Raw genomic sequence first — 23,569 nt, 5'->3', positions numbered from 1 at the left:
GGGTATCAGGACGTCGGGGTGTCAGGACTTCAGCCACTCGGCGGTGAGGGCGCAGGCGTAGCCGGAGCCGCCGAGGGTCTTGATCGCGGCGGTGTGGCTGTGGAAGCCCTGCAGCTGGACCGTGTTGCCGGCGGTGAGCCTCACCAGGCCGGAGCCGCCGATGGAGATGGCGCCGTTGCCGGCGGGACCGAGCCAGGTCAGCCGTGACTGGCCGACGCCGCCGACGATGACGCGGGAGCCACGCATGCCGCTCTGGCCGTCGTTGGCCCAGGTGGCGTGTGCGGAGATCCGCCACATGCCGCTGCGCGGTACGACGTACGTGTGAGTCCCGTTCCAGCTGTTGGTGTCGTCGGCCTCGACGGTCGGCAGATTGAGCACGGTCCATGTGCCGGGCGGGACGGACTGCTGCTGGGCGGTTGTCCACTGGGTGGCGGCGAACAGGATCTTCCCCGTGCCCTCGACGTACTGCCAGGCCGAGCCGTCCCAGCGCTGCAGGATTCCCGAGTCGTCCCGGTACTGGCCGGGGTAGCCGCCGGTCGAGACCTGGGTGCCGGGCGCGATGCCGCCGATGGCCTTCGGGTACGAGACCCAGGCCGTACCGTCCCAGCGCTGGAACATGCCGCCCGCGTCGCGGTACTGACCGGCGTACGCGCCCTTGAAGCCGCTCGTGGGCATGATGCCGCCGAGCGCCACCACCGGCCAGTGCTGGGTGGTCACCGCGGCGGTGGTCCAGGCGATGCCGCCGTTGCCGGCCGAGATGCCCTTCGGGACCTTGACCGTGTAGAGCGGCAGGGAGCTGCCCGTGCCGCCGGCGGGCGGCACGGGATTGGCGTGCGGGGCGCCCTTGACCAGGCGGATGACGGCATCGGTGGTGCCGGTCTTGTCGTAGGCGTCGTCGACGACGGCCAGTTCGATCAGATCGATCCGGTCGTACTGCGGATCGCCGTCCTCGATGGTGATCGTCTCCGGCGAGATCGCGCTGACCAGGTAGGCGCCCTGACGGGTGTCCTTGCCCTGGACGATCGCGCGGCCGGTGCCGATGGTGCACTGCATCGCGGCCGTCCCGGTCAGGACGAAGCCGCCCGGCACGATGCCCGGTCGGGAGCGCAGCGGGGTCTCCTCGGGGGACTGACCACTGGGAGTGAGCAGGGCGGCCAGCGTGAGGCGAGTGTCCTCACGGGTCTGACCGGTCGACTGCAGCCAGGCGGCCCGTACAGTCATGGTTCACCTCTTTCGGTGGAGGGGGCGGGGGTGGGTCACCACTCGGCGCTGCGCCAGCGGACCGTCATCAGGGCGTCCTCGGTGGCCTCGTCGGGCCGGAAGGACAGCTCGGTGCGCCCTGGTTCGAGCAGGAAGAGCTCCTCCGGGCTGGAGTCCGCCATCGCGGTGTGCCGGCGGGAGGCGGTGCCGTTGAGCGTGACCGTGCCCCCGGCGGTGTCGACGACGAGCTCCTCGCCCGCGGCCAGGTCGATCGCGTACCGCAGGCGGCGCCGGCTGCCCCGCTCGGTGACGGTCGGCATGGAGCACGGACCGCGGAAGGTGATCACCGGGTGGGTGGCGGCGGAGCCGGTGTTCTCGGCGACGGCGTCGCCGGTCGACTTGGCCTCGCCCCAGTTGAGCGGCCAGGTCAGCGGCCAGGTGAGGCCGGACTCGGGCTGCGGGGCCGTGGTGGAGGCGACCTGTTCGTTGACGGCGTAGCGGCGCGGGTCGGCCGCGAGCCACTGGATCGACATCTTCGAGCTGCCCTGGGTGGCGAAGCCCTGGTCGGCGGGGACCACGCGCTGGGCGATCCGGGCGCGTACGGCGAGCAGTTCGCCGTGCAGCCGGATGGTGAGCCAGCGTTCCTCGTCGAGCAGGGCGAGGGCCTGCCGCAGTGCGCGGATGGCCTGGGTGGCCGCGCTGTACTCCGGCATCAGCACGATCGCGCCGCCGACCTTGCGCGGCTTGGCGTACCGGGAGCCCGGCCAGGCGCCGTGCGAGGTGGGGCGGTCGGCATCGGAGGAGTCGTACTCGGGCAGGTCCTCCCAGCCGGTCAGACCGGAACGGTCGACGGCGAACGGGGTGCCGGGGCCGATGAGAAGCCCGGCCCACTGGATCTGCCCGTCCTGGGTGATCAGCGAGCCGGGCGCGAGGTCGGCCGTGTAGGTGTTTCCGGCGTATGCGGTTGTGGTCTCGGCCATGGGGCCGTCACCTCACTTCTGAGAGGCTGTCAGGTGGGCGGTCGGCGCTGGGTCGTCACCGGTGGGAGGCCGCGAGGAAGAGGAGGTCCTCGGCGGTCGACCGGGGGCCGGCGCCGGGCTTCTCGTGGAAGTCCCGTATCCGGTGCGGCGGCCGGGGCGGCTCGGTGAGGGCCGGGACGCGGCGGTTCTCCAGCACGGTGAGCGGGTCGATGCGCGGGGCGTCCGTGGCGCCGGGGAAGACGACACCGCCCTCGGCGAGCATCGGGATCTTGTCGAGGTCGACGCCGAACTTCTTGCCGAGGAGGTTGAAGCTCAGCTTGTTGAGGCCGTCGATGATCCAGTTGGCGAAGGCGATGAGACCGTTGATCGGTCCCTTGACGACGCCGACGACGGTGCTGAGCGCACCCTTGATCAGATCGCCGATTCCGCGCATGGCCCCGCTGACCGCGTCCTTGGCGGTGCGGAAGAAGCCGGGGATCTTGTCGGTGACGAAGGTCAGGATCGGCCGGACGGCGTTCTTGATGCCGCCCATGGAGCTGGAGGCGATCCCGCGCAGGGCGTTGGAGGCGGAGGAGACGGCGGAGCCGACCTTGGACAGGCCGCTGATGCCGGATCCGATGGTCTTCAGAGCGGTGGTGAACAGGGTCAGATAGGCCTTGAAGTAGGTTCCGACGGCCTGGCCGAGCACCTTCATGATCGGCTGGATGAATGTCCAGACTGCCTGGAAGCCCTTGAGGACCTGCGCGAAGACCTGCTTCACGATGCGCTGCCCGGTCTCGCTGTTCATCGCGTACTCGATGAGCAAGGCGGCGATGGGCACGAGGATGCCGACGAGGAAGCCGACCGGGTTGGCGCGCATGGCGACGTTGATGGCCGTCATGACGACCGAGGCGATGGTCATGACGGTGCCGAAGCGTTCCATCAGCTTGGTGATGACGTCGGTGATGGGCAGGAGCGGCACGAGGATCGCGAGGAGGCCGCCGATTCCGGTGCCGAGCTTGCCGAGCCCTGGCTTGGCCCTGCGGGCCTTGTCGCCGAAGGACCTGACGCCGGTGGCCGCGCGCGAGTTGCCGAGCTTCGTGGCGGCAGTGGCGGCGGAGCCGGCGTTCTGGCCGAAGCCGCGCACCGAGCCGGCCGCCGTCCGGGCACCGTCACGGAGACGGTCGGCCCCGGAGGCGACACTCCGCACCTTCTGCCTGATCCGCCGCAGGGTGTCGGATGCCTGTCCAGCGTTTCGCGCGAAGGCGGAGAACGCCGCCGCGCTGCCCGCGAGCGGGTGCAGGGGCATTGCGGCGGCACTCATCCGCGTGCCTTCGCCAGGTACATCAACGCGTCCGCCGTCGACTGCGGGTCACTGCTCCGGGCCGCGTGGTAGTGCTCGATGTGCAGTCCGGCCCCCGCGGCGCCGGCCAGGCCGGTGCGGGCGCTCATCTGGGCGCGGCGGGCGGTGAGAGCGAGCAGCCGGTCCAGCTTCGAGAGCGGGAGGACGGCCTCGGCCTCGCCGGCCTCGGCGAGGATCGCCGGGACACCGCCGTGGCGGGGCATGACGACACCACCCGTGGCGAGCATGGGGATGGTCGGGATGTTGACGCCGAAGGTCTTGCCGCCGACCAGCGGCACCCAGCCGGGGACGCTGACCTTGACCCGGTTCAGGCTGCCGATCATCCGGTTGATCAGGCTGATCACGGCGTTGATCGGACCCGAGACACCGCTCTTGATGCCGTTGAACGCCCGGGACGCGATGTCCTTGAGGCCGTTCCAGATGGACGACATCTTGTCCTTGACGGCCCGGAAGGCGTTCGGGATCGCGGTCTTGATCCAGTTGACGACCGGGGTGATGACGGCCTTGATGCCGTTCCAGACGGTTCGGATGACCGTCCGGATCGCGTTCATGACCGTGGTGATGACCGTCTTCCAGATCTTCACGTAGGTCTTGATGACGGTGGCGACCGCCTTGACCACCGTGGAGATGGCCGACTTGATGCCGTTCCAGACCGTCTTGATCAGCTGGCCGGCCTTCTTCATGATCGGCCCGATGGCCTTCATGACCGAGCTGATCACGGTCTTGATGGCGCCGAAGGCCTTCTTCATGATCGTCTGCATCGTCTTCGAGCGCGTCGCCATCTCGACGATCTTCTCGATGAGCGGCATGAACAGCTCGATCAGGCGGGCGAGGAAGTTGCCCTTCATGGACTTGTTGAGCTTGTCCTGGCCCTTGGCCGCCTTACCGGCGCCGGACTCGTACCTGCCCATCCTGGTGCCGGCGGACTGGGCGGTCTGGCCGGCCTTGGCCATGGAACGCTCGGCCTGGTCGGAAGCGGTCTTGAGATTCTTGAGTTCCTTGGCGGACCCCTGCGCGGCGCCCTTGATGCCGTTGATGTTCCTGCCGGCCGACGAGGCACGCTGACCGAGGGTCTGCGTGGCGCGATCGGCGGAGTCCGACGCGGACTTGAACTGTCTGAGGGCTCCGGAGGAGTTGTTCAGAGAACGTACGAGGGACATGCACGTCCACCTCTGCTAACTGGATTCGGGAAGGGCGGATGAGCGGCTGTCAGGCCAGGGCGGCTCGCAGCAGGTCCACCTCGGCACGGAGCTTGGTGATCCGGTTGGTGGAGCTGGTGACGGAGGAGTCATTGGGGATGTTCTGGACCGCCTGGCGGACGTTCCTGTCCCGTGCCTCAAGCGCCCGGACTCTGTTGCGTGCGTTCCGGACGAGTGGGGTGAGTCGCCTGAGGTGCGTCTCGATGCGCTGGATCCGCTGATCGAGGAGATTGGCCTCGTGCTTGGCCTGGTCCATCGGAGTCTTGATCTCGCGCTTGGCGATCCGGCTCACGAGGTGCTTGTAGACCGGCCGGCGCACGTAGTTGGCGACTTGTTCGCTGAAGTCGAAGATGGCGACGTCGACCTTGAGCAGCATCATGCCGAACATCGAGGCGGTGAGTCCGGAGACGAATCCCATGAACTCGGGGGTCTTGTACCACTCCTGCTGGGGGGTCCAGGTCATCTCCCCCGCGGTTTCGATCTCCTTCTTGACGTACGCCTTGAGGCCTTCGTCGTAGGTCTTGAAGGTGTTCTTGATCTTTCCTTCTTCGTCCTTTTCCTGGAGGACGAAGTCCAGCGACGTCTGGTCCAGCTTCGCCTTGATCTGCTCGAGGAGCTTGCCGTCCGCCGTGGTCATGTCGGTGCGGAGGGCGGCGATCATCTGCTCGGGAGTCTTGTCGCTCACTGTTTCTCCCTTCTCGGAGAGGCTTCGCGTTCCGCCGTACACCCGCGCATGAGACAGGCCCCTGCCGGGGGCGGCAGGGGCCTGGTCGTGCGGTGGGGCGTGTTCGGGCGGGAGGGGTTACGAATCGCGTGGTGCCGAGGCGAGGGCGTCGTTCCAGCCCGCCGCGTACGCGAGGGTCTCGTAGCGGGAGACCTCGGCGTACAGCGTGCCGAGCAGCGCTCTCTTGTCGAGGGCGACGGGTCCGTCGAGGAGCTGGCGGAGGCGGTCCTGGAGCGGGATGTGCGGTGGCGATGCCTCGGCCTGCTGAGTCATGGACGCCTACCTTCCGTGTGCTTGCCCTTGCGTGCGTGGCGGCGCCGCGGGGTGAGGCGGGGGCACCACGTGTTCGAACTACTGTGCGAATAGATTGTGGAACACCTGTTCGGTGTTTGTCGAGCATGAAACATCTGACGGCGTGTCTTCCCGCAAGCCCTCCAGGGGACTTGGTCCCGGATCGGAGCCTCTGTTCGACCGGGGGTACTCTGGATGGCGCGTTCCCCGGCCCTGACACAGTCGGGGGGCGGGGGGACGCGAGGGGCGCGTGGGGACCCCAGGGGGTGTGGAAGGCAGTGCTGACGCATGGACACGGAGCCGGGTGCTGACCGGCGGGAGCGCGCCGTCGACTGGCTCGCGTCCCATCCGGATCTGCCTCATCTCTTCGCACGGCTCTCCGAGCTGGTCCACGCGTACGGGTACGGGCCGGAGGACCTCGTCGTGATACCGCGCGCCGAGGTCGACCGGCGCGAAGCCTCCGCCTTCGCCGCCGGCTGGGCCGAGGCCATGTCGGAGGAGCTCCCGCGCATACGGGGCGAGTACGAGAAGCGAGTGGCCGACGCCTATGCGCAGGGTCAGGGTGACGCGCGTGGAATCCGCCGTCCCCACCGACGCGTGGACGCCGGCGAGGGCGACGGCGCCCGCGTCATCCCCCTGCCGTTCACGCGGCTCCTCACACCTCCCACCGCAGTCGTCCAGGCGGAGGAACGGATACGCAGGGAGCGCGAACTCCTCGACCGGCGGCCGGAGCATGAGCTTCCGGCGGACGAGCCCCAGCACACCACCGCAGCTTCCCCGCGGCAGGACGAGGAGGTCTCCCGCCCCCGCGCCGAGGAACCCGTCGTCGATTCCGACGTCCTGCTGACCGCCCAGGAGAGCCGCACCCGCAGGAACGCCCAGTCCGTCCGGAAGGTCGTCCGCGGCAAGGGCGGTCGGCCCATTGTGCCGCCGCTCGCCGGGGTACCCGCACAGACCGGCTCCGGGACCGACCGGCGTACGCCCGAACACGGCGAACCGGAGCCCTCCGCGCGCAAGGGGCGCCGGCTGTCCGAACGGGCCAAGGCCCTGGAGGAGGACCTGGCCGCCGAGCGAGCACAGGAAGCGCCCCCGGAGCCCGCTCCCTGAAGGGAACGGGCTCCGGGGGCGATGGGGGTGCGGCTCCGGCGGACGCCATGTCAGCCGAAGAACCGGGCGAGACCGGCGGGAGAGATCGCATCGTCCGTGCTCCCTGCCGTGCTCTCGGCCTGTGATTCCTCGTCCTCGTTGTCGACAGCGGGACGCGGGACGGGCGTCGGGTACTCGGGCTGATCGCCGTCCTCGCCGGTGTTGACGCACTGGAACATCCAGTTGGCGACGGCCAGATGGTCCACCGCCGCCGCGAGGAGATGGTCGGTGACCGACCACTCCGCGGCCTCGCCGTGCAGCTCCCGCTGCACGGCGCTGTCCCGTGGCAGATGCGTGATCAGCGTCATGAGCCGCCGGCTGGACAGCTCGCCCCGGTGCCAGTCGAGGAGATCGACGCGGTAATGGCGGAGGAGATCCGCCTCAAGGGCCTCGGCGTGTTCGTCGACGAACTCGACGAGGCTCAGCCTTCCCCCAGGCCGAGCCCGGTCTCCTTGCCGTAGGCCTCCAGGATGGCGGCGACGTCCTGCATCGTGAGGTCGTGCTCCTCGAAGCGGGTGAACTGCTCCTCACCCATCAGGAGCGCGAGCAGGCCGTCCACGTCGTTGTCGTCGAGCTTGCGCAGCCCCTTGGCGGTCGCGCGGGAGAGCTCGGTGGGCAGGGTGAAGGACTCGCCGTCCAGCTCGAAGGACCAGGTGCGGCCGTGGGCCTCCAGGCGCTGGGCGCGGGCGGCGTTGACGTCGAAACGGGCCATGGTGATGCGTACTCCTTGTTCGAGTGAGTGAAGAGGAGAGGGGGCGGGGCGGGACGGCGGTCCGCCGTCCCGCCCCGGGGTGGAGCAGAGGTCAGACGGTGGTGCTGTACTGGCTGTCCTTCATGAGGAAGGAGGCCAGCGGCTTGCCGTTGCCGTTCGACATGGCCGTGAAGGTGATGCCCAGCTGCGACGCCGCCTTGCGGGCCAGCTTGATGTCGTCGGACGCGGTGACCTGGCCGCGGGGGATGATGAAGCGGTAGGTGACCGCGGTCGTGCCACCGGCCTTGACGTCGGTGAACTCCAGGCCGAGGGCGCGCACGTCCGCGAACGGACGCTCGGCGATCTCGTACTTGTAGGTGTCGGTCGCCGGCGCGGCCGCCGCCTCGACCTTGCCGCCGCCCATGAAGAACGGCAGCGTGTCCTCGTTGAACTGGAGCATGGAGAACTTCAGCGAGAGGTCACGGGCCGAGTAGATGTAGTGCACCGGGGAGACCGACTGCCACGAGTCGATGGCCTCCAGCTTGTCCTTCTTCGAGAAGGTGACGCCGTCACCGGTGGTGAAGCCGAGGTCCGTCCAGGACGCCCAGTCGGTGGCGGAGTCGGTGCCGAAGGCCGGGATGTCGGTGCCGGCATTGGCCACGTAGAGCTTGCCGATGCCTGCGACGCGGATTTCGGCGGAGTTGTTTCCGGCCATGGTGGGTTTCTCCTTGTGTCGAGAGGGGTGGGGTGCCGCACCGGGCGGAGTGCCCGGGTACGACAAAGGCCCCGCCGGACGGCGAGGCCTGGTCTGTGGGGTGAGCGTCCGTCAGGGAGCCGGACGGGCTCAGAAGACGCTCAGGGAGAGCTGGATCACGCAGAGGTAGCGGTTGGCTCCCCGGTAGAGGTAGTCCGGCAGCCAGCGCGGCCCGTCCATCTCCTCCACGTCGTGAACGAGGTTGACGCCGATCTGCTTGCCGATGGTGGCGAGCAGCGCGCGCCGGGCGCCGTTGGCGAGGACGTGGGCCGCGTTCTTGGTCGGCCCGTACACCTCGAACTCGATCAGCGGCTTGTCGACGTGCAGGTCGCCGATCCAGGCGCCGCCGCGGCGGTTGACCAGGACGGCGCTCTGCGTGCCGTCGAAGCCGGCCGGCGCCTGGACGGCGATCGTGGCGCCGGTGAGGGCCGGGTCGGCCTTGAGGACGTCGACGACCAGCTTCTCGACGTCCGGGAACGCACTCGGGGGAGTGGTCATGACGGTTCTCCTCGGTGGAAGGGAAGGGAAGGGAAGGGGAGGCGGGACGGGGCGGTGCGAGGCGGTGCGGGGGGCCGTCCGGGGCGCTCGACGCGGGGAAGGGGGAGGGGGCGCGGAGCGCTCCCGGACGGCGAACGGCGAAGCCGTCGCCCGTTGTTCGGGCACAGCTCCGCCGCTGCACCAACTGTGACAGAGAGCGTGCGCGCACGCAACTAATTCGTCGATCGGCTGGAATCTCCCGGCCGGGAGGGCCCGATCGGCCGAGGGCGGCTACCTCCGTAGCCGGCCCTTCCGGGGGATCGAGGGGCCGGCTCCTGCGCCATCACCAGCTCGGCGACGTGGACGCGTATGTGTCGGGTGTGCTTGATCGGCTCCGCGGAGCGCTCGTGCCGCACCGAGCGGGACTTCTCCACGAGCCAACTCGTCGGAGACGTACGGAAGACGAGGCGGCCCTCCACCTCGGGCGGGATGCCGCTCAAACGACGTGCGGCTTATCTCCTCGGCCCGGGCGATGGCCGCTTCCCGCCGCCTTCGACGGGGACCTTGCCACCAGGTCCCACGTGCTGTCGCCGCCGTACGTCTCGTTCGCCTCCACCAGCACGTACCAGCTCATGACCCGTACCCCCCTGTGCTCCGTGAGCCCGTCCCGCCCGGCACCGCACTCCAGGCGAGGCTCGCCGACGTGGCGGTCGATACCCGAGGAACGACGAGGCGCCCCGTATCTCTCGGGAGAGGTACGGGGCGCCTCGTCGTTCCGTGTGGGCGTACGGACGGTCTATGCGGTACGAGGGCGGCGGCGGGCGGTTCGTTCCGCCGCGAACACGTCCTCCAGGCGGAACAGTTGAGCCCGGCCCGCCTTGCCGGCCGCCCGCAGATGGCCCAGTTGGACCCACTTGCGGATCGTCGCAGGGGCGACGCCGGCCTCCTCGGCGGCCAGGGGGCCGGGGATCAGGGCCGGCAGGGTCGGGGACGTCAGCACGGGGGCTCCTCGGTGGCCTCGGTGTCCTGGTCTTCCCGGGTGGTCCCCCCCAGGGTGCTCGTGGGCGTGTCCATCGCTGACTCGATGTCCTCCGTACGGGCGCCCGACGTGTCGGCCAGCTCGCCCCACCGCTCCTCCGGCCACAGGTGCCGGTACGCCGGGTCGTCCTGGCAGCCGCACACTTCGTCCGTGCAGACGCATGCCGGGTTCACGCACAGCACCGCCCGCCGGTCCGGGAACGCCCGCAGCGACACCGAGTCGCACCACGGGCAGCGGCCCGAGACCCGGACGACCGTCTCCGTGTCGCCGAGCGTCCGCGCGCACCGCCGCGCCATCCGGCGCAGTTCGTCGCGCACGTGCCGGGCCAGGTCGGGGTGGACCGCGATCTCGTCGAGCAGGGCCATGGTCCGCCGCAGCCGCTCCGCGACCGGGGCGCGGCCGGGACGGGGGAGACCGAGCCGGGCGCGTACCGCCTCCTCCAGCTCCACCACACCGTCCGTGATGTCGCGGATCGCATCGCTGACGTGCAGCCGGATAGGCGCGGCGCCGTGGCCCGGGACCACGAGCCCGTGCCGCTGCTGGAGCAGCAGCGCCTCGCGGCGCTCCTCGCGGATCAGTTCGTCGCGGCCGGGATGCGGCGCGGCGGGTGCGGCGCCGGTGGGCGAGCGGCGGCCGGGCGCGAGCTCCTCGGCGAGCTCGGGGAACTGCCGGGCGAGGGAGGTGGCCCACAGGGCGATGTCGGTGAGGATCCGTTCGACGGCGGGCTCAGCCACGGACGCCCCCGGCGGCGACGCTCAGCACCTTTGCCGTACGCGCCTCGGGCACGGCACGGCCGTTGCGCCAGAGACGGCCCGCGCATACGCCGTCGAACCAGCTCTCCGCGGGGGCCACGGCCGTCTCGCACTCGCGGCGGACGGGACAGGCGGCGCAGGCACGCAGCGCAGGGGCCGCTTGCTGGGCGCGGCGGGTGAAGACGACGGACGGGGAGAGGCCGACGCACGCGGCGGCGGCCTGCCATGAGGACGAGTCGGGCAGGAGCAAGGTTCTTCTCCACGGTCCGGGCCACCGAGCCCATGGGGCCGGTGTGACTCCTGGGACTCGTGAGGCCGACGAGTGCGGCGGCGAGTCAGAGAGTGACATGTTGCGTGCGAGCGCGCAACAAATTTGTGGAGCACCCTTCACCGATTCGACACGGTTGCGCGCTCAAAAGCACGTAATTCTTTGCGCGCAAGCACGCTAGAGTGTGGTCCCCGGAGGGTGGGGGAGTTAGGGAGCTGTACATGAGCACTCAAGGGCTCGACGAGTTCGCAGGCTGGGTGGAAGGCCTGATGAGAGCGCGCGGCTACGACATCGACAGTCCGCGCGGTGGAGGAAAATCCCGGATCGCGGACGAGGCCGGCGTGCACCGGGCTGCCGTGACCCGGCTGCTGCAGCGGCAGAGCATGCCCGACCTGGAGACCATGCGCAGGATCGCCCCCCTTCTCGGGGTCTCCGTACGCGACATGCTGATCCGGTCCGGCCGGGTCACCCCGGACGAGCTGCCCCTGGCGGCGGATCTGCTGCCGCCGGGCGACTGGCAGCCCACCATGGAGGACTTCGCCCGCTGGCTCGGCGTCCCCGACGAGCGGATGGGCGTGTTCGTCAAGGTCGTCAACCAGTTCCTGGAGCCCGGCGAGGAGGAGGCCGAGCCGCGAACCCCCGGCGAGCCGCGCCGCGCCACCCGGGAATGACCCCCGCGCGCACCCGCGCCGCAGGCCCGCCGGGAGGACCATCCCGGCGGGCCACGGGCTCCCCGTGATGCCCACCGGGAGGGTGATTCCGCTCGGGCCCACAGGCTCTCCGTCACGGCCGGCGTACCCACTGTTCCGGGATTCGTTCTCCGTCGTCGGCCGGGTGCCCGTGCGCATGGGCATTTGTTTTGACCGGAGTCCATGCGATAGGTACGCTCAGACCTTGTGCCTGGGGTGTGCCTGGGCTCGTGTGCGTGTCATCAGCCGCACGGCGAGTTCGTCAACGGCCACCGCAATCTGCGCCTTTTCCGCCCTCGGCGGAGGTCCGCAGTATTCGACACACCCGACCGCGTGGGTCGGTGCTGTGTTCCAGGTTAGTTTTACGACGGCACACAGAAACCGGAGAAGTAGTGCCTACGATCCAGCAGCTGGTCCGGAAGGGCCGGCAGGACAAGGTCGAGAAGAACAAGACGCCCGCACTCGAGGGTTCCCCTCAGCGTCGCGGCGTCTGCACGCGTGTGTTCACGACCACCCCGAAGAAGCCGAACTCGGCCCTCCGTAAGGTCGCGCGTGTGCGTCTGACCTCGGGCATCGAGGTCACGGCCTACATCCCGGGTGAGGGTCACAACCTGCAGGAGCACTCCATCGTGCTCGTGCGTGGTGGCCGTGTGAAGGACCTGCCGGGTGTTCGTTACAAGATCATCCGCGGTTCCCTCGACACGCAGGGCGTCAAGAACCGTAAGCAGGCTCGCAGCCGCTACGGCGCCAAGAAGGAGAAGTAAGAATGCCTCGTAAGGGCCCCGCCCCGAAGCGCCCGGTCATCATCGACCCGGTCTACAGCTCTCCTCTTGTCACCTCGCTGATCAACAAGATCCTGCTGGACGGCAAGCGCTCCACCGCCGAGCGCATCGTCTACGGCGCCATGGAAGGCCTCCGCGAGAAGACCGGCAACGACCCGGTCATCACGCTGAAGCGCGCGCTCGAGAACGTGAAGCCGTCCCTCGAGGTCAAGTCCCGCCGTGTCGGTGGCGCCACCTACCAGGTGCCGATCGAGGTCAAGCCCGGTCGCGCCTCCACCCTCGCGCTCCGCTGGCTCGTGGGTTACTCCCGCGCCCGTCGCGAGAAGACCATGACCGAGCGCCTCATGAACGAGCTCCTCGACGCCTCCAACGGCCTCGGTGCTTCGGTCAAGAAGCGTGAGGACACGCACAAGATGGCCGAGTCCAACAAGGCCTTCGCGCACTACCGCTGGTAGTCGCAACCCACATCGAGACCGAGAGAAGACTGAGCCGATATGGCTACCACTTCGCTTGACCTTGCCAAGGTGCGCAACATCGGCATCATGGCTCACATCGACGCGGGCAAGACGACCACCACCGAGCGGATCCTGTTCTACACCGGCGTCTCGTACAAGATCGGTGAAGTCCACGACGGCGCTGCCACGATGGACTGGATGGAGCAGGAGCAGGAGCGCGGCATCACCATCACGTCCGCCGCGACGACCTGCCACTGGCCGCTCGAGGACGTCGATCACACCATCAACATCATCGACACCCCGGGCCACGTCGACTTCACCGTCGAGGTGGAGCGTTCGCTCCGCGTGCTCGACGGTGCTGTGACGGTGTTCGACGGCGTCGCCGGTGTCGAGCCCCAGTCCGAGACTGTCTGGCGTCAGGCGGACCGCTACGGCGTTCCGCGTATCTGCTTCGTCAACAAGCTCGACCGTACGGGTGCCGAGTTCCACCGCTGTGTCGACATGATCGTGGAGCGCCTCGGCGCCGTCCCGATCGTCATGCAGCTCCCCATCGGTTCCGAGATGGACTTCCAGGGTGTTGTGGACCTCGTCCGCATGAAGGCTCTGGTCTGGTCCGCCGAGGCGACCAAGGGCGAGATGTACGACGTCGTCGACATCCCGGCCACGCACACCGAGGCTGCTGAAGAGTGGCGCGGCAAGCTGGTCGAGACCGTCGCGGAGAACGACGAAGAGATCATGGAGCTCTTCCTCGAGGGCCAGGAGCCCACCGAGGAGCAGCTGTACGCCGCGATCCGTCGTATCACCATCGCCTCCGGCAAGGGTGGCGGCGAGAAGACGATCACCCCCGTCTTCTGTGGCACCGCGTTCAAGAACAAGGGTGTTCAGCCCCTGCTCGACGCGGTCGTCCGCTACCTCCCCTCGCCCCTGGACGTCGAGGCCATCGAGGGCCACGACGTCAAGGACGCCGAGGTCGTCGTGAAGCGCAAGCCTTCCGAGGACGAGCCGCTCTCCGCGCTCGCCTTCAAGATCGCGAGCGACCCGCACCTCGGCAAGCTCACCTTCGTCCGGATCTACTCCGGTCGCCTGGAGGCCGGCACCTCGGTGCTGAACTCCGTCAAGGGCAAGCGTGAGCGCATCGGCAAGATCTACCGCATGCACGCGAACAAGCGTGAGGAGATCGACTCGGTGGGCGCCGGCGACATCGTCGCCGTCATGGGCCTGAAGCAGACCACCACCGGTGAGACGCTGTGCGACGAGAAGAACCCGGTCATCCTGGAGTCCATGGACTTCCCGGCGCCGGTCATTCAGGTCGCGATCGAGCCCAAGTCCAAGGGTGACCAGGAGAAGCTGGGTGTCGCCATCCAGCGTCTCGCGGAGGAGGACCCCTCCTTCCAGGTTCACTCGGACGAGGAGACCGGCCAGACCATCATCGGTGGTATGGGCGAGCTTCACCTCGACATCCTCGTCGACCGTATGCGTCGCGAGTTCAAGGTCGAGGCGAACGTCGGCAAGCCGCAGGTCGCGTACCGCGAGACGATCCGCAAGGCCGTCGAGCGCGTGGACTTCACCCACAAGAAGCAGACCGGTGGTACCGGTCAGTTCGCCAAGGTGCAGATCGCGATCGAGCCCATCGAGGGCGGCGACGCCTCGTACGAGTTCGTGAACAAGGTCACCGGTGGCCGCATCCCGAAGGAGTACATCCCTTCGGTCGACGCCGGTGCGCAGGAGGCCATGCAGTTCGGCATCCTGGCCGGCTACGAGATGACTGGCGTCCGCGTCATCCTTCTCGACGGTGGCTACCACGAGGTCGACTCCTCCGAACTCGCGTTCAAGATCGCCGGTTCGCAGGCCTTCAAGGAGGCCGCGCGCAAGGCTTCGCCGGTCATCCTCGAGCCGATGATGTCCGTCGAGGTCACCACGCCCGAGGACTACATGGGCGAGGTCATCGGCGACATCAACTCCCGCCGTGGTCAGATTCAGGCCATGGAGGAGCGCAGCGGCGCTCGCGTCGTGAAGGGCCTCGTGCCCCTCTCGGAGATGTTCGGCTACGTCGGAGACCTCCGTAGCAAGACCTCGGGTCGCGCAAGCTACTCGATGCAGTTCGACTCCTACGCCGAGGTTCCCCGGAACGTCGCCGAGGAGATCATCGCGAAGGCCAAGGGCGAGTAACTCACCCGAGTGCACGCTTTAGGCTTGACACCAGTCGCCGGGGCTTCGCCCCACGAAACCCGAGGGATCGGGCCCCGGCGGATGGCATCCCAGCAAAGATCACCTGGCGCCGATGAAGCAAGGCGTTCAGAACCACTCCAGGAGGACCCCAGTGGCGAAGGCGAAGTTCGAGCGGACTAAGCCGCACGTCAACATCGGCACCATCGGTCACATTGACCACGGTAAGACGACCCTCACGGCCGCCATTACCAAGGTGCTGCACGACGCGTACCCGGACCTGAACGAGGCCTCGGCCTTCGACCAGATCGACAAGGCTCCTGAGGAGCGCCAGCGCGGTATCACCATCTCCATCGCGCACGTCGAGTACCAGACCGAGTCGCGTCACTACGCCCACGTCGACTGCCCCGGTCACGCGGACTACATCAAGAACATGATCACGGGTGCGGCGCAGATGGACGGCGCCATCCTCGTGGTCGCCGCCACCGACGGCCCGATGCCGCAGACCAAGGAGCACGTGCTCCTGGCCCGCCAGGTCGGCGTTCCGTACATCGTCGTCGCCCTGAACAAGGCCGACATGGTGGACGACGAGGAGATCCTGGAGCTCGTCGAGCTCGAGGTTCGTGAGCTCCTCTCCGAGTACGAGTTCCCGGGCGACGACCTGCCGGTCGTCAAGGTCTCGGCGCTCAAGGCGCTCGAGGGCGACAAGGAGTGGGGCCAGTCGGTCCTGAACCTGATGGCCGCCGTCGACGAGGCGATCCCGCAGCCCGAGCGTGACGTCGACAAGCCGTTCCTGATGCCGATCGAGGACGTCTTCACGATCACCGGTCGTGGCACCGTCGTCACCGGTCGTATCGAGCGTGGTGTCCTCAAGGTCAACGAGACCGTCGACATCGTCGGTATCAAGACCGAGAAGGTCACCACCACGGTCACCGGCATCGAGATGTTCCGCAAGCTGCTCGACGAGGGCCAGGCGGGCGAGAACGTCGGTCTGCTCCTCCGTGGCATCAAGCGCGAGGACGTCGAGCGCGGCCAGGTCATCATCAAGCCGGGTTCGGTTACGCCGCACACCAGCTTCGAGGCCCAGGCCTACATCCTGTCGAAGGACGAGGGTGGCCGTCACACCCCGTTCTTCAACAACTACCGCCCGCAGTTCTACTTCCGTACCACGGACGTGACCGGCGTCGTGACCCTCCCCGAGGGCACCGAGATGGTCATGCCGGGCGACAACACCTCCATGACCGTCGAGCTGATCCAGCCCGTCGCCATGGAGGAGGGCCTGAAGTTCGCCATCCGTGAGGGTGGCCGGACCGTGGGCGCCGGCCAGGTCGTCAAGATCAACAAGTAATTGTTGACCGTATGACCTGTGCCGCTCCTGACGGAGCGTCATAAGAGGGCCCCCGGCCCGCCGTTCGCGGCGGATCGGGGGCCCTCGTCGTTTCCGTTCCGTGCTCCCTACTCCGAGGCGCCGGTCAGGTCGGTCGGGCGCCAGAGCCACGGGTGGGCGTCGGCGCCGAGACCCACGGCCAGCGGGCCGTCGGGGACGAGCCGCAGCGCCGCCGCCTGGACGGGAGTCGTTCCCTGCGTACGGGTCCAGAGCCTGCCGCCCCGCCGCAGCTGGATCCGGCCCCGCAGGTCCCTGCCGAGCAGTACGGCTCCACCGCCGTCCGCCGCGGCGGCCACCGGGCCGTATCCGTCGAAGGACGCGTTCCCGCGTCCCGACAGCAGCTCCTTCGCCGCCGGCTTGCGGTAGTACACCTCCAGCGCGCCGGCACCAGGGGCCGGGACGGCGGCGACCGGGTCGCCCGCGCCCGGGAGCGGGGCGGCCGGAGCGCCGTCGATCCAGCGCCGGACGTACTGCCGGCCCGCCGCCAGGAGATGGACGCGCCCGGCGGTGTCGACCACGGCGTCCAGACCGTCCTGGACCTCGTCGGCGCCGGTCTCGGTGCCGGGCAGGCGTCGCCACGACGACCAGGTCCCGTCGGTGGCCCGTACGCGCGTGGACACACCCTTGTCCGCGTCGCGTACGAAGAGATGGACCCGGCCGTCGGGGGCGGTCACGGCCACCGGCACGCCGATCCGGCGCCCCCGGTCGTCGCCCCGCTCCGGATTGCCGAGCCCCCGCCATGCGAGGAACGGGCCGCCGGAGGAGCGCTGCTCCAGCAGGACGACCTCCCGCCTGTTCGCCCCGCCGTGGCCGTCGAACGCGGCGAACCGCACCCCGAAGAGCAGCACCCGGCCGTCGGGGAGCGTGGCCGAGCCCAGCGCGGGCGCGAGCGGTCCGCCGCCGAGGTCCTCCGGCTCGCCCCACAGACCGGACCCCTTCTCCGTCTCCCGCCAGCGGACGGCACGCAGCCCCAGCACCCCGTAGGCGTCGAGCCGCTCGCCGGGCCGTGCCACGACGGCCGGCCCCGCGCCCGGCCAGCGGTGGTGGGTGGCACGTACCCAGCCCTTCCGGTTGGTCAGGGGACGGTCCCCGCCCACGCCGTAGTCACCGCAGCCCGACGGATTGCCGCACTGCCAGGACGGATCTCCGCCGTACGGGACGAGGTGCGCGGCCTTCTCCGCGAGGACCTGGGGCGGGAGGTTCTTCGGCCAGTGACGGTTGTAGTAGCCGCGGAACGCGGTCGCGACGAACGCCGGTATCGCCCCCGGACCCTGCTGCGCCTCGGCCACCCAGCGGATCAGCGCGGCCCAGGAGAAGCAGGCGACGGCCGTGTGATCGCCGTGGTCGGAGTAGCCGGGCTGCTCGCTGTCGCGCTTGCGGGTCGCCTCGTCGCCGATCTGGATGTCGGGGTCCGGGTCGAGGGTCTGGACGACGGTCGGCCGGTAGCGGTCGAGGAGGCCCACGAGGACGTCGATCAGCTGGTCGTGGTCGTAGGTGTCCGACCGGTCGACGGGGGAGCCGGCGGAGAGATGCGTACGCAGTTCGAGCGCGCGGTCGTGCCACAGCGCGGGCACGGCCATGTAGCGCCGCGAGGTGTGCATCGGCAGATTGAGGAAGATCAGCTCGACCCGCCGGCCGCCGTGCACGAGCGTGTCGATCTCGGCCCGCCGCCCGCCGCGGAGAGTGGTGACGGCCCGCTGCCAGGGCGTGAACTCGTCGAGCCCGAGGAGCGTCGCGTACGCCTGGCGCAGGCCCTGGTGGCGGGCGGAGGAGTAGGCGGCCCTGTCCGGGGGAGTGTCGGGCATTCCGGCGATGCGATTGCGGCCCGTGTGCTCGCCCGCGGTGACATAGACGGAGACGAGCGGGACGCCGGCGTCCAGCATCCGCTGGGTGTCCGGATTCATGAAGTACAGGTCGTCGTCCGGGTGTGCGGCGAACTGAATGAGCTGCGCCCGCCGCGTGCTGGCGATCGGCATCCCCGGAGCGGGGTCGGCGGTGGGCCCGGTACGGCGTGGAGCGGGTACGGAGCACCCGGCGAGCGAGCCCGCGAGGGTTGCCGTACCGAGGGCCACGGCGGCCGCGAGAACACCGCGCCGCCGGGGCAGGCCACCCGTAGCGGGCCTGGATATGTGGTCCACTGCTGCTTCCTGCTTCCCCCGTGCCGCCGACCGGTCCGTGCCGGTCCCTGAACGTCCCCTGAAACGGCGGACGGCCAGGTCGGGGCCGAGATCCGCGCCTAGCTAGACGGCTTGGCGGTACGGAGGGTTGCGCACGAACGCGCATTCGTGAGTCGAACGTCTCTGTCGTGCCCGCGCCCGCCTAGGCGGCGCTGACGTCCTCGGGGCGGCGCACCTCGCCGGTCCCGAGCGCCACCGTCGCCCGTACCCGCATCGGGCCGTCCTCGCGGCGTGACAGCAGCACCAGCTCGGTCACCCGGGCCGTCATGGAACCGAGCAGCGCCTCGGAGGTGGTGGCGAGGGTGTGCGGGTCGTGGCTGCGGCCGAGGGAGAGGTGCGGGGTGAAGCCCTTGGCCTGCCCGCCGCACCGGGGGAAGCGGAGTTCCAGAGCCTCCCGGAGGCGAGCCCACGGCTGCTCGCCGGCCGCGCAGGGGTCGAGCCAGACCGTGGCGTCCTCGCGGTGACCGAACCAGTGGACGCCCTCCAGCTGGGCACGGAAGGGGTGGGTTCCCCGCGCCGCCGCGGCCACCAGGGGCGCGGCCCGCTCGAAGTCGGACTCCGGTACGAAGCCGAAGAGGACGTTGACGTGCGGGGGCCAGCGGTGGATCTGGCGGTCGTGCACGCGGCGGATGTGCTGGATCGCGGGCCACAGCCGCCGCGGCGGGATCCAGGCCACCGCCGTCCGGTTCGTGGCGGGCACGGCCAGGACCTCCTCGGGCGGGAGGGGCTCGGCCTCCACCGCAACGGTCTCGTCGAGCCGGTCCAGGCCCGTCGCCCGGTCCCAGACCAGCTCGCCGTCGGCCTCGAAGAAGATCACCCGATGCCAGGGGATCTCACCGCCCGGTACGAAGTCGGGCAGCGCCACCCGCGCCGGCCCGGCCCCGCGCTCGGAGATCCCCATCACGAAGCGCTCCGGATCGAAGCGGGAATCCCACAGCACCCGGTGGTAGATCTCGTCACTGGTGTGCACACGGAGCGTCTGCCCAGAGCGCGACGTCTCAGTCGGCCGTACCGGGCAACTCCGCGCGCCTGCGGGCGATCGCGAGATGATCAATACCGCTGGTCCGTCTTTCCGGCGGTCGGGGCCGCGTGTAAGCGTCCTCGGCGCACCACGCGACACAGGGGTGGGGACATGAGTGAGAAGCCGTCGGTCTCCGACGAGGAATGGGCCTCGTTCGTCGAGGCCGCGCAGCGCGACGGGGTCGGCGTCACGCCTTCCGGCAAGAGCCTCGGGAAGGGCCTCGGGAAGGCGCGGACACCGAAGCGCCGGGAGCCGGTGGGCCCGCGCACCGGATCCGGCCGGTCGGAGAGGAAGCGCCAGGTCAAGGCCGTGGTCGGGATCGCCCTGGTGGCCGGGCTGGCGCTGGTCGCCGTACGGCCGCAGCTGGTGACCGACCGGCTGCCGGACAGCGTGACCTCCGGCCTGCCCACGAGCTGGACGAGTCGTACCGAGGACGACACCCCGCTCGCGGCCGAGACGGCACGTCCGACCGAGGCGCCGCCCGAGGAGGCCCTCCCGGACCGCCCGACACTCAAGGAGCCCTTCAAGGGCTCCCCGGCCCTCCGCTGGGCCGATGGGGCGGCCGGGATCGAACTGCCGCCGGCGAGGGCGGTCGGCGGCCTGTCGAAGGCGCAGGTGGCGCAGGGGCTCGACACGGCCAGGAGGTTCCTGGTCGCCGCGAACCTGGATCCGGCGACGCTGCGCGGGGAGCGGCCGACCGCGGCGATCGAGCTGCTCGAGCCCCGGCAGAACGACGTCCGCGGGATCGTCGACCACGCGCTCACCCGACCGGACGAGAAGCACAACCCGTTGTGGCTGTTCAGCCGCTTCGACCCGGCGGAGGTGCGGGTCGTCGGCGACGTGGTCAAGACCCGCGGGCGGACGACGTTCGTCGCGGGGGAGCGTCAGGGCGAGGTCCTGATCCACGCGGACTACACCTTCGTCTACCCGCTGGTGAAGACCCGCCCCGGCTTCGACGAGGTGGCGCGGACCGTCGTCCGCCGCCAGATGACCTTCGCCCTGTACGACCCGTCCAGGATCCTGGCGACCCCCGGCAAGCTCGTCGTCCTCCGCATGGAGGAGTTCGCCGGCAACGACGACTGCACGAGGGACGGGACCGGGTTCCTGCATCCCGAGTTCAGCGAGGATCTGGCCGCCAAGCCGCCCCGCACCGGGCCGGAGGTCGACCCGTACGACCGCAGCAAGGATCTGGACCGGGCGGAGAAGGACTGCAGCAAGGTGGTCACCCGCACCTGAGGCGGTCCGGGCAGGAGCGGAGCCGACGGGCGGGGTGATCATTCCCGCCCTAGGGTCCGGATATGAAGCCCAGGGCAGGGGGCGCGCTCACCTCGATCATGATCGTGCTCACGCTGACGACCGGCATGATCGAGGCCGTCAGCTTTCTCGCGCTGGGTCCGGTCTTCACCGCGATGCAGACCGGCAATCTGCTCCTGCTCTCGTTCGCGGTCACCGGCGCCGCCGGTCTCTCCCCGGCAGCCGCCGGAGTCTCCTGCGCGGGCTTCGTGGCCGGCGCGGTGCTCGGTTCACTGCTGGAGTCGACCGTGGACACCCGCGGGCGCCGCTGGTTCGCTCCCGCGCTGTTCGGCGAGGGGGTGCTGCTGGGTCTGGCGGCGCTGGTCGCGTGGCGTGGCGGAGTCGACGGACCGGGCGGGCCCGTGGCCGGTCACCACTTCGCCGTGACCGCGCTGGTCGCCGCCGCCATGGGGGTACGCAACATCACGACCCTGCGGGTACGGGTCCCGGACGTGCCCACGACGCTGTCGACCCGCGCCCTGACGGCGTTCCTCGGCGGGCTGCCGCACGTCGCGGACCCCCGCATCGGCTCGGGCGCCCGCCACGAGGGCCGCCGGTTCGCCTCGATCGGGGCGATGTTCGCGGGCGGCGTGCTGGGCGCCTGGCTGCTGCACGAAGGGGTGCGCCCGGCTGCGGTCCTGGGCGTCCCTTGCGTGTTGGTCCTGCTCCTGGGCGTGGCGTCCTGGGTGGCGCCGGAGCGGCGTACGGCCGAGCCGGGATGAAGCCGCGGTCGCAGGCCTCGCAGCTCGGGGGTCTGTGCCGAACGGGCGGTCGGGCCGGTCCTTCATGGGGTGGAGGCCGGCAGTGCCCGGAGGAGGGTCAGCTCGCGGACGTGTGCGGTGTCCAGCTCGGCGAGGGCTGCCGTGATGCCGTCGATGAGGACGACCTGGCCGTGGTTGTTGTGGGCGTAGATCAGGTTCCCGGTCGCTTCCTGGCCGCCTACCTCGCGGCGTACCCACACGAGCCCGCGCGTGTCCGGCCCCGGTCCGTGAAGGGCCCTGATCACGTCGTTCCAGTCGGCCACCGGCACGGGCGTGAATCCCGGGAAGTACCGGCGGTTCAGCCGGTCCCACCAGGCGGGGGCCTCATGGGCCGGGCGCCAGGGAAGGGCGACCGACCGGTGCCCGCCGAGCGTGGAGTGCAGCGCGGCCACGCAACCGCGCGCGTTGATACGGCGCGCCTGGTTCCGGACGCGAGCGGTGGCCTCGCGTGCGGCCCCCCGTTCCAGGTCCGCCAGCGGCGCGCTGGGGGAGGGGTGGAACGGGGAGCTGCCGTCCTTGGGCACGACGAGCGATGCCGCGAGCATCGGCGAGCGCGGATAGCCGGGCTGCGGGAGGGCCTGGCAGGACAGCAGCCAGGCCGTATCCGTCTCGTGCACCGGGTGCGGTACGGCGAGCTCGACGAGCCCGCCGTAGATCGCGCCGAGCCAGGCGGTCGCCTGCTGCATCGGATTCTGTGTCTGCATCGTCGAGGTGCGTTCTCAGTCCCAGGCCGTGCCCAGAGCACTGAGGCGGTCGCGGTACTCGATCACCTCGCGCCACTCCGGCGGCCAGAACTTGATGCCGTGCCGCGCTCCGGCGAAGGCGCCGGCCAGGGCCGCGATCGAGTCGGAGTCTCCCGACGAGTGCGCGGCGCGTTGCAGCGCGGGGCGTGCGTAGCCGTCGACGACCAGGAAGCAGTACAGGGCGGTCGCGAGCGCTTCCTCGGCGACCCAGCCGGCTCCGACCGCCTCGCTGGGATCCCGGTCCACGTCCGGCTCGCGCAGCGCCTCGGTCACGCGGTCGAGGGCGCGCAGACATTCGTCCCAGCCGAAGGCGATGTACGTCTCGGGGTCCGGCGCGCCTGCCCTCTGGGCGAGGTCGCCCAGCCAGTCGACGTGGTACACCCGCCGCGATTCCTGCGCATAGGCACGCAGCTCGTCGACGAGGCCGGTCAGGGGGCAGGCGTTGGCGAGGAGCCACACGGCGTGGGCCGTCAGGTCGCTCGCCGCCAGCGCTGTCGGGTGTCCGTGGGTCAGGGCTGCCTGCAGCTGCGCGATGCCCGCGCGCTGCTCGGCCGACAGGCCGGGCACGAGGGCTACGGGGGCCACCCGCATGTTCGCGCCGCACCCCTTGGACGGGAGGATGCTCGCGGCCTGCCAGGGGATGTCGCCTTCCAGCGCTGCGCATGCGTCCAGGCACGTCTGACCTGGGGCCCGGTTGTTGTCCGGGTCGTGCAGCCAGGACACGAAGCGTCGCCTCAGCGCCGCTTCCACGGCGGCGGGCGTGAGCGGGGACGCTCCTTCTCGTGCCGCTCCTCGCGCCCCTCGTTCGCCCCGAGTGCCTCGATCCCCGCGGGTGACTCCCGTACTTCCCGTGACCTCGGCCAGCGCTTCGCCGACGGCCAGCATCATCTGCGTGTCGTCGGTCACCCGCACGACGCCGCCCGGGGAAAGGGGGAGCTCCATCTTGTGCCACGGGCCGAACGTGGCGCCGATCTGCTCCATGTTCAGGAACTCCGTCGGGTAGCCCATGGCATCCCCGAAGGCCAGGCCGAACAGCACCCCGCTCGCCGCGTGCCTCGCGGCTCCCTTCGGGCGCTGCCCGGCACGTGCCCGGAGTACGTCAGGGGCCGGAGCCGTGGCAAGGGAGTCGGGTACGACGTGGCTCGATTCGACGAAGGGCGAGTCGCGGATCATCTCGGCCAACGCTTCGGAAGGCGTGAGTCCCCGTGCCTTGCCGTCGTACAGCCGGTCCA

25 protein-coding genes are annotated in these 23,569 nt (G+C 70.0%); 8 read left to right on the top strand and 17 right to left on the bottom strand.

Annotated features, from left to right (window positions below; translation table 11 throughout):
- Nucleotides 1–21: 21 nt before the first annotated feature.
- From ACZ561_RS17005 to ACZ561_RS16980, 6 genes are all read right to left on the bottom strand, one after another.
- Nucleotides 22–1,221, bottom strand: a complete 1,200-nt coding sequence (locus ACZ561_RS17005) for a hypothetical protein (protein ID WP_470995264.1) — start codon at nucleotides 1,219–1,221, stop codon at nucleotides 22–24.
- Between the two features lie 35 nt (nucleotides 1,222–1,256).
- On the bottom strand, nucleotides 1,257–2,180 hold the full coding sequence (locus tag ACZ561_RS17000; RefSeq protein WP_376445740.1) for a phage distal tail protein: 924 nt from the start codon (nucleotides 2,178–2,180) through the stop codon (nucleotides 1,257–1,259).
- A 55-nt stretch (nucleotides 2,181–2,235) separates the two neighbouring features.
- On the bottom strand, nucleotides 2,236–3,483 hold the full coding sequence (locus tag ACZ561_RS16995; protein WP_470995262.1) for a phage tail protein: 1,248 nt from the start codon (nucleotides 3,481–3,483) through the stop codon (nucleotides 2,236–2,238).
- Complete coding sequence (locus tag ACZ561_RS16990) at nucleotides 3,480–4,682, bottom strand: phage tail protein (RefSeq protein WP_470995260.1); 1,203 nt, start codon at nucleotides 4,680–4,682, stop codon at nucleotides 3,480–3,482. Before ACZ561_RS16990 ends, ACZ561_RS16995 begins: the two co-directional genes overlap by 4 nt.
- Before the next feature lie 49 nt (nucleotides 4,683–4,731).
- Nucleotides 4,732–5,406 carry a hypothetical protein gene (locus tag ACZ561_RS16985; protein WP_470995257.1) on the bottom strand — a complete coding sequence of 225 codons (675 nt, stop codon included), beginning with the start codon at nucleotides 5,404–5,406 and terminating at the stop codon, nucleotides 4,732–4,734.
- A gap of 117 nt (nucleotides 5,407–5,523) precedes the next feature.
- Nucleotides 5,524–5,718, bottom strand: a complete 195-nt coding sequence (locus ACZ561_RS16980) for a hypothetical protein (RefSeq protein ID WP_361967784.1) — start codon at nucleotides 5,716–5,718, stop codon at nucleotides 5,524–5,526.
- Between the two features lie 306 nt (nucleotides 5,719–6,024).
- Between ACZ561_RS16980 and ACZ561_RS16975 the strand changes: the two genes are divergently transcribed.
- Nucleotides 6,025–6,843, top strand: coding sequence for a hypothetical protein (locus ACZ561_RS16975; RefSeq protein ID WP_470995254.1), 819 nt, complete (start codon nucleotides 6,025–6,027; stop codon nucleotides 6,841–6,843).
- Nucleotides 6,844–6,893: 50 nt separating this feature from the next.
- Here ACZ561_RS16975 and ACZ561_RS16970 read toward each other — a convergent pair whose 3' ends face one another.
- The 7 genes from ACZ561_RS16970 to ACZ561_RS16940 all read right to left on the bottom strand — a co-directional run bounded on the left by ACZ561_RS16970 (nucleotide 6,894) and on the right by ACZ561_RS16940 (nucleotide 10,845).
- The gene (locus tag ACZ561_RS16970) at nucleotides 6,894–7,190 is read right to left on the bottom strand and encodes a hypothetical protein (RefSeq protein ID WP_470995251.1); all 297 of its coding nucleotides are present in this window, start codon (nucleotides 7,188–7,190) and stop codon (nucleotides 6,894–6,896) included.
- Between the two features lie 113 nt (nucleotides 7,191–7,303).
- Nucleotides 7,304–7,594: a hypothetical protein gene (locus tag ACZ561_RS16965; RefSeq protein WP_470995248.1), complete on the bottom strand. Its 291-nt coding sequence runs from the start codon at nucleotides 7,592–7,594 to the stop codon at nucleotides 7,304–7,306.
- Between the two features lie 91 nt (nucleotides 7,595–7,685).
- Nucleotides 7,686–8,288: a phage tail tube protein gene (locus ACZ561_RS16960; protein ID WP_470995245.1), complete on the bottom strand. Its 603-nt coding sequence runs from the start codon at nucleotides 8,286–8,288 to the stop codon at nucleotides 7,686–7,688.
- Between the two features lie 129 nt (nucleotides 8,289–8,417).
- Nucleotides 8,418–8,825, bottom strand: coding sequence for a hypothetical protein (locus ACZ561_RS16955; RefSeq protein WP_470995242.1), 408 nt, complete (start codon nucleotides 8,823–8,825; stop codon nucleotides 8,418–8,420).
- A 775-nt stretch (nucleotides 8,826–9,600) separates the two neighbouring features.
- Nucleotides 9,601–9,804 (bottom strand): MerR family transcriptional regulator, encoded by a 204-nt coding sequence (locus ACZ561_RS16950; protein WP_376446257.1) that lies wholly within the window; start codon nucleotides 9,802–9,804, stop codon nucleotides 9,601–9,603.
- Nucleotides 9,798–10,577, bottom strand: a complete 780-nt coding sequence (locus tag ACZ561_RS16945; RefSeq protein WP_470995239.1) for a hypothetical protein — start codon at nucleotides 10,575–10,577, stop codon at nucleotides 9,798–9,800. The genes ACZ561_RS16950 and ACZ561_RS16945 overlap by 7 nt, the downstream gene beginning before the upstream one ends.
- Nucleotides 10,570–10,845, bottom strand: coding sequence for a WhiB family transcriptional regulator (locus ACZ561_RS16940; RefSeq protein WP_470995236.1), 276 nt, complete (start codon nucleotides 10,843–10,845; stop codon nucleotides 10,570–10,572). Before ACZ561_RS16940 ends, ACZ561_RS16945 begins: the two co-directional genes overlap by 8 nt.
- A gap of 239 nt (nucleotides 10,846–11,084) precedes the next feature.
- On the opposite strand from ACZ561_RS16940, the gene ACZ561_RS16935 reads away from it, so the two are divergent.
- The 5 genes from ACZ561_RS16935 to tuf all read left to right on the top strand — a co-directional run bounded on the left by ACZ561_RS16935 (nucleotide 11,085) and on the right by tuf (nucleotide 16,303).
- Nucleotides 11,085–11,534, top strand: a complete 450-nt coding sequence (locus ACZ561_RS16935) for a helix-turn-helix domain-containing protein (protein ID WP_376446249.1) — start codon at nucleotides 11,085–11,087, stop codon at nucleotides 11,532–11,534.
- A gap of 410 nt (nucleotides 11,535–11,944) precedes the next feature.
- The gene (gene rpsL, locus ACZ561_RS16930; RefSeq protein ID WP_003948652.1) at nucleotides 11,945–12,316 is read left to right on the top strand and encodes a 30S ribosomal protein S12; all 372 of its coding nucleotides are present in this window, start codon (nucleotides 11,945–11,947) and stop codon (nucleotides 12,314–12,316) included.
- A gap of 2 nt (nucleotides 12,317–12,318) precedes the next feature.
- A complete protein-coding gene (rpsG, locus tag ACZ561_RS16925) occupies nucleotides 12,319–12,789 on the top strand; it encodes a 30S ribosomal protein S7 (RefSeq protein WP_003966970.1) in 471 nt (156 codons plus the stop codon).
- Nucleotides 12,790–12,828: 39 nt separating this feature from the next.
- Entirely contained in the window at nucleotides 12,829–14,958 is a 2,130-nt protein-coding gene (gene fusA, locus ACZ561_RS16920; protein WP_361965489.1) for an elongation factor G, read from the top strand.
- Between the two features lie 151 nt (nucleotides 14,959–15,109).
- Nucleotides 15,110–16,303, top strand: a complete 1,194-nt coding sequence (tuf, locus tag ACZ561_RS16915; protein ID WP_147980746.1) for an elongation factor Tu — start codon at nucleotides 15,110–15,112, stop codon at nucleotides 16,301–16,303.
- A 107-nt stretch (nucleotides 16,304–16,410) separates the two neighbouring features.
- Here the strand turns inward: tuf and ACZ561_RS16910 are convergent, their stop codons facing one another.
- Both ACZ561_RS16910 and ACZ561_RS16905 read right to left on the bottom strand, forming a co-directional pair.
- Nucleotides 16,411–18,480, bottom strand: a complete 2,070-nt coding sequence (locus tag ACZ561_RS16910) for a PIG-L family deacetylase (RefSeq protein ID WP_470995230.1) — start codon at nucleotides 18,478–18,480, stop codon at nucleotides 16,411–16,413.
- Nucleotides 18,481–18,661: 181 nt separating this feature from the next.
- A complete protein-coding gene (locus tag ACZ561_RS16905; RefSeq protein ID WP_470995227.1) occupies nucleotides 18,662–19,489 on the bottom strand; it encodes an RNA repair domain-containing protein in 828 nt (275 codons plus the stop codon).
- 162 nt (nucleotides 19,490–19,651) lie between these two features.
- Between ACZ561_RS16905 and ACZ561_RS16900 the strand changes: the two genes are divergently transcribed.
- Both ACZ561_RS16900 and ACZ561_RS16895 read left to right on the top strand, forming a co-directional pair.
- Complete coding sequence (locus tag ACZ561_RS16900) at nucleotides 19,652–20,776, top strand: hypothetical protein (protein ID WP_470995224.1); 1,125 nt, start codon at nucleotides 19,652–19,654, stop codon at nucleotides 20,774–20,776.
- A 62-nt stretch (nucleotides 20,777–20,838) separates the two neighbouring features.
- A complete protein-coding gene (locus ACZ561_RS16895; protein ID WP_470995221.1) occupies nucleotides 20,839–21,555 on the top strand; it encodes a YoaK family protein in 717 nt (238 codons plus the stop codon).
- A gap of 62 nt (nucleotides 21,556–21,617) precedes the next feature.
- Here ACZ561_RS16895 and ACZ561_RS16890 read toward each other — a convergent pair whose 3' ends face one another.
- Together ACZ561_RS16890 and ACZ561_RS16885 are read right to left on the bottom strand one after the other, a co-directional pair.
- The gene (locus ACZ561_RS16890; RefSeq protein WP_470995218.1) at nucleotides 21,618–22,280 is read right to left on the bottom strand and encodes a toxin glutamine deamidase domain-containing protein; all 663 of its coding nucleotides are present in this window, start codon (nucleotides 22,278–22,280) and stop codon (nucleotides 21,618–21,620) included.
- Nucleotides 22,281–22,313: 33 nt separating this feature from the next.
- Nucleotides 22,314–23,345 (bottom strand): ADP-ribosylglycohydrolase family protein, encoded by a 1,032-nt coding sequence (locus ACZ561_RS16885; protein ID WP_470995899.1) that lies wholly within the window; start codon nucleotides 23,343–23,345, stop codon nucleotides 22,314–22,316.
- Nucleotides 23,346–23,569: the final 224 nt, after the last annotated feature.

Source organism: Streptomyces sp. NPDC039609, assembly GCF_055596705.1.
The sequence above is the reverse complement of the archived record's forward strand: the minus strand, read 5'-3'. Positions and strand labels throughout refer to the sequence as shown.

Coding starts and splice junctions, on each gene's coding strand:
- ACZ561_RS17005 (WP_470995264.1), bottom strand. CDS start 1,221: ATGACTGTACGGGCCGCCTGGCTGCAGTCGACCGGTCAGACCCGTGAG.
- ACZ561_RS16960 (WP_470995245.1), bottom strand. CDS start 8,288: ATGGCCGGAAACAACTCCGCCGAAATCCGCGTCGCAGGCATCGGCAAG.
- ACZ561_RS16900 (WP_470995224.1), top strand. CDS start 19,652: ATGAGTGAGAAGCCGTCGGTCTCCGACGAGGAATGGGCCTCGTTCGTC.
- ACZ561_RS16990 (WP_470995260.1), bottom strand. CDS start 4,682: ATGTCCCTCGTACGTTCTCTGAACAACTCCTCCGGAGCCCTCAGACAG.
- ACZ561_RS16935 (WP_376446249.1), top strand. CDS start 11,085: ATGAGCACTCAAGGGCTCGACGAGTTCGCAGGCTGGGTGGAAGGCCTG.
- ACZ561_RS16980 (WP_361967784.1), bottom strand. CDS start 5,718: ATGACTCAGCAGGCCGAGGCATCGCCACCGCACATCCCGCTCCAGGAC.
- ACZ561_RS16970 (WP_470995251.1), bottom strand. CDS start 7,190: ATGACGCTGATCACGCATCTGCCACGGGACAGCGCCGTGCAGCGGGAG.
- fusA (WP_361965489.1), top strand. CDS start 12,829: ATGGCTACCACTTCGCTTGACCTTGCCAAGGTGCGCAACATCGGCATC.
- ACZ561_RS16890 (WP_470995218.1), bottom strand. CDS start 22,280: ATGCAGCAGGCGACCGCCTGGCTCGGCGCGATCTACGGCGGGCTCGTC.
- ACZ561_RS16895 (WP_470995221.1), top strand. CDS start 20,839: ATGAAGCCCAGGGCAGGGGGCGCGCTCACCTCGATCATGATCGTGCTC.
- ACZ561_RS17000 (WP_376445740.1), bottom strand. CDS start 2,180: ATGGCCGAGACCACAACCGCATACGCCGGAAACACCTACACGGCCGAC.
- rpsG (WP_003966970.1), top strand. CDS start 12,319: ATGCCTCGTAAGGGCCCCGCCCCGAAGCGCCCGGTCATCATCGACCCG.
- ACZ561_RS16955 (WP_470995242.1), bottom strand. CDS start 8,825: ATGACCACTCCCCCGAGTGCGTTCCCGGACGTCGAGAAGCTGGTCGTC.
- ACZ561_RS16885 (WP_470995899.1), bottom strand. CDS start 23,345: ATGGGCTACCCGACGGAGTTCCTGAACATGGAGCAGATCGGCGCCACG.
- ACZ561_RS16965 (WP_470995248.1), bottom strand. CDS start 7,594: ATGGCCCGTTTCGACGTCAACGCCGCCCGCGCCCAGCGCCTGGAGGCC.
- ACZ561_RS16975 (WP_470995254.1), top strand. CDS start 6,025: ATGGACACGGAGCCGGGTGCTGACCGGCGGGAGCGCGCCGTCGACTGG.
- ACZ561_RS16995 (WP_470995262.1), bottom strand. CDS start 3,483: ATGAGTGCCGCCGCAATGCCCCTGCACCCGCTCGCGGGCAGCGCGGCG.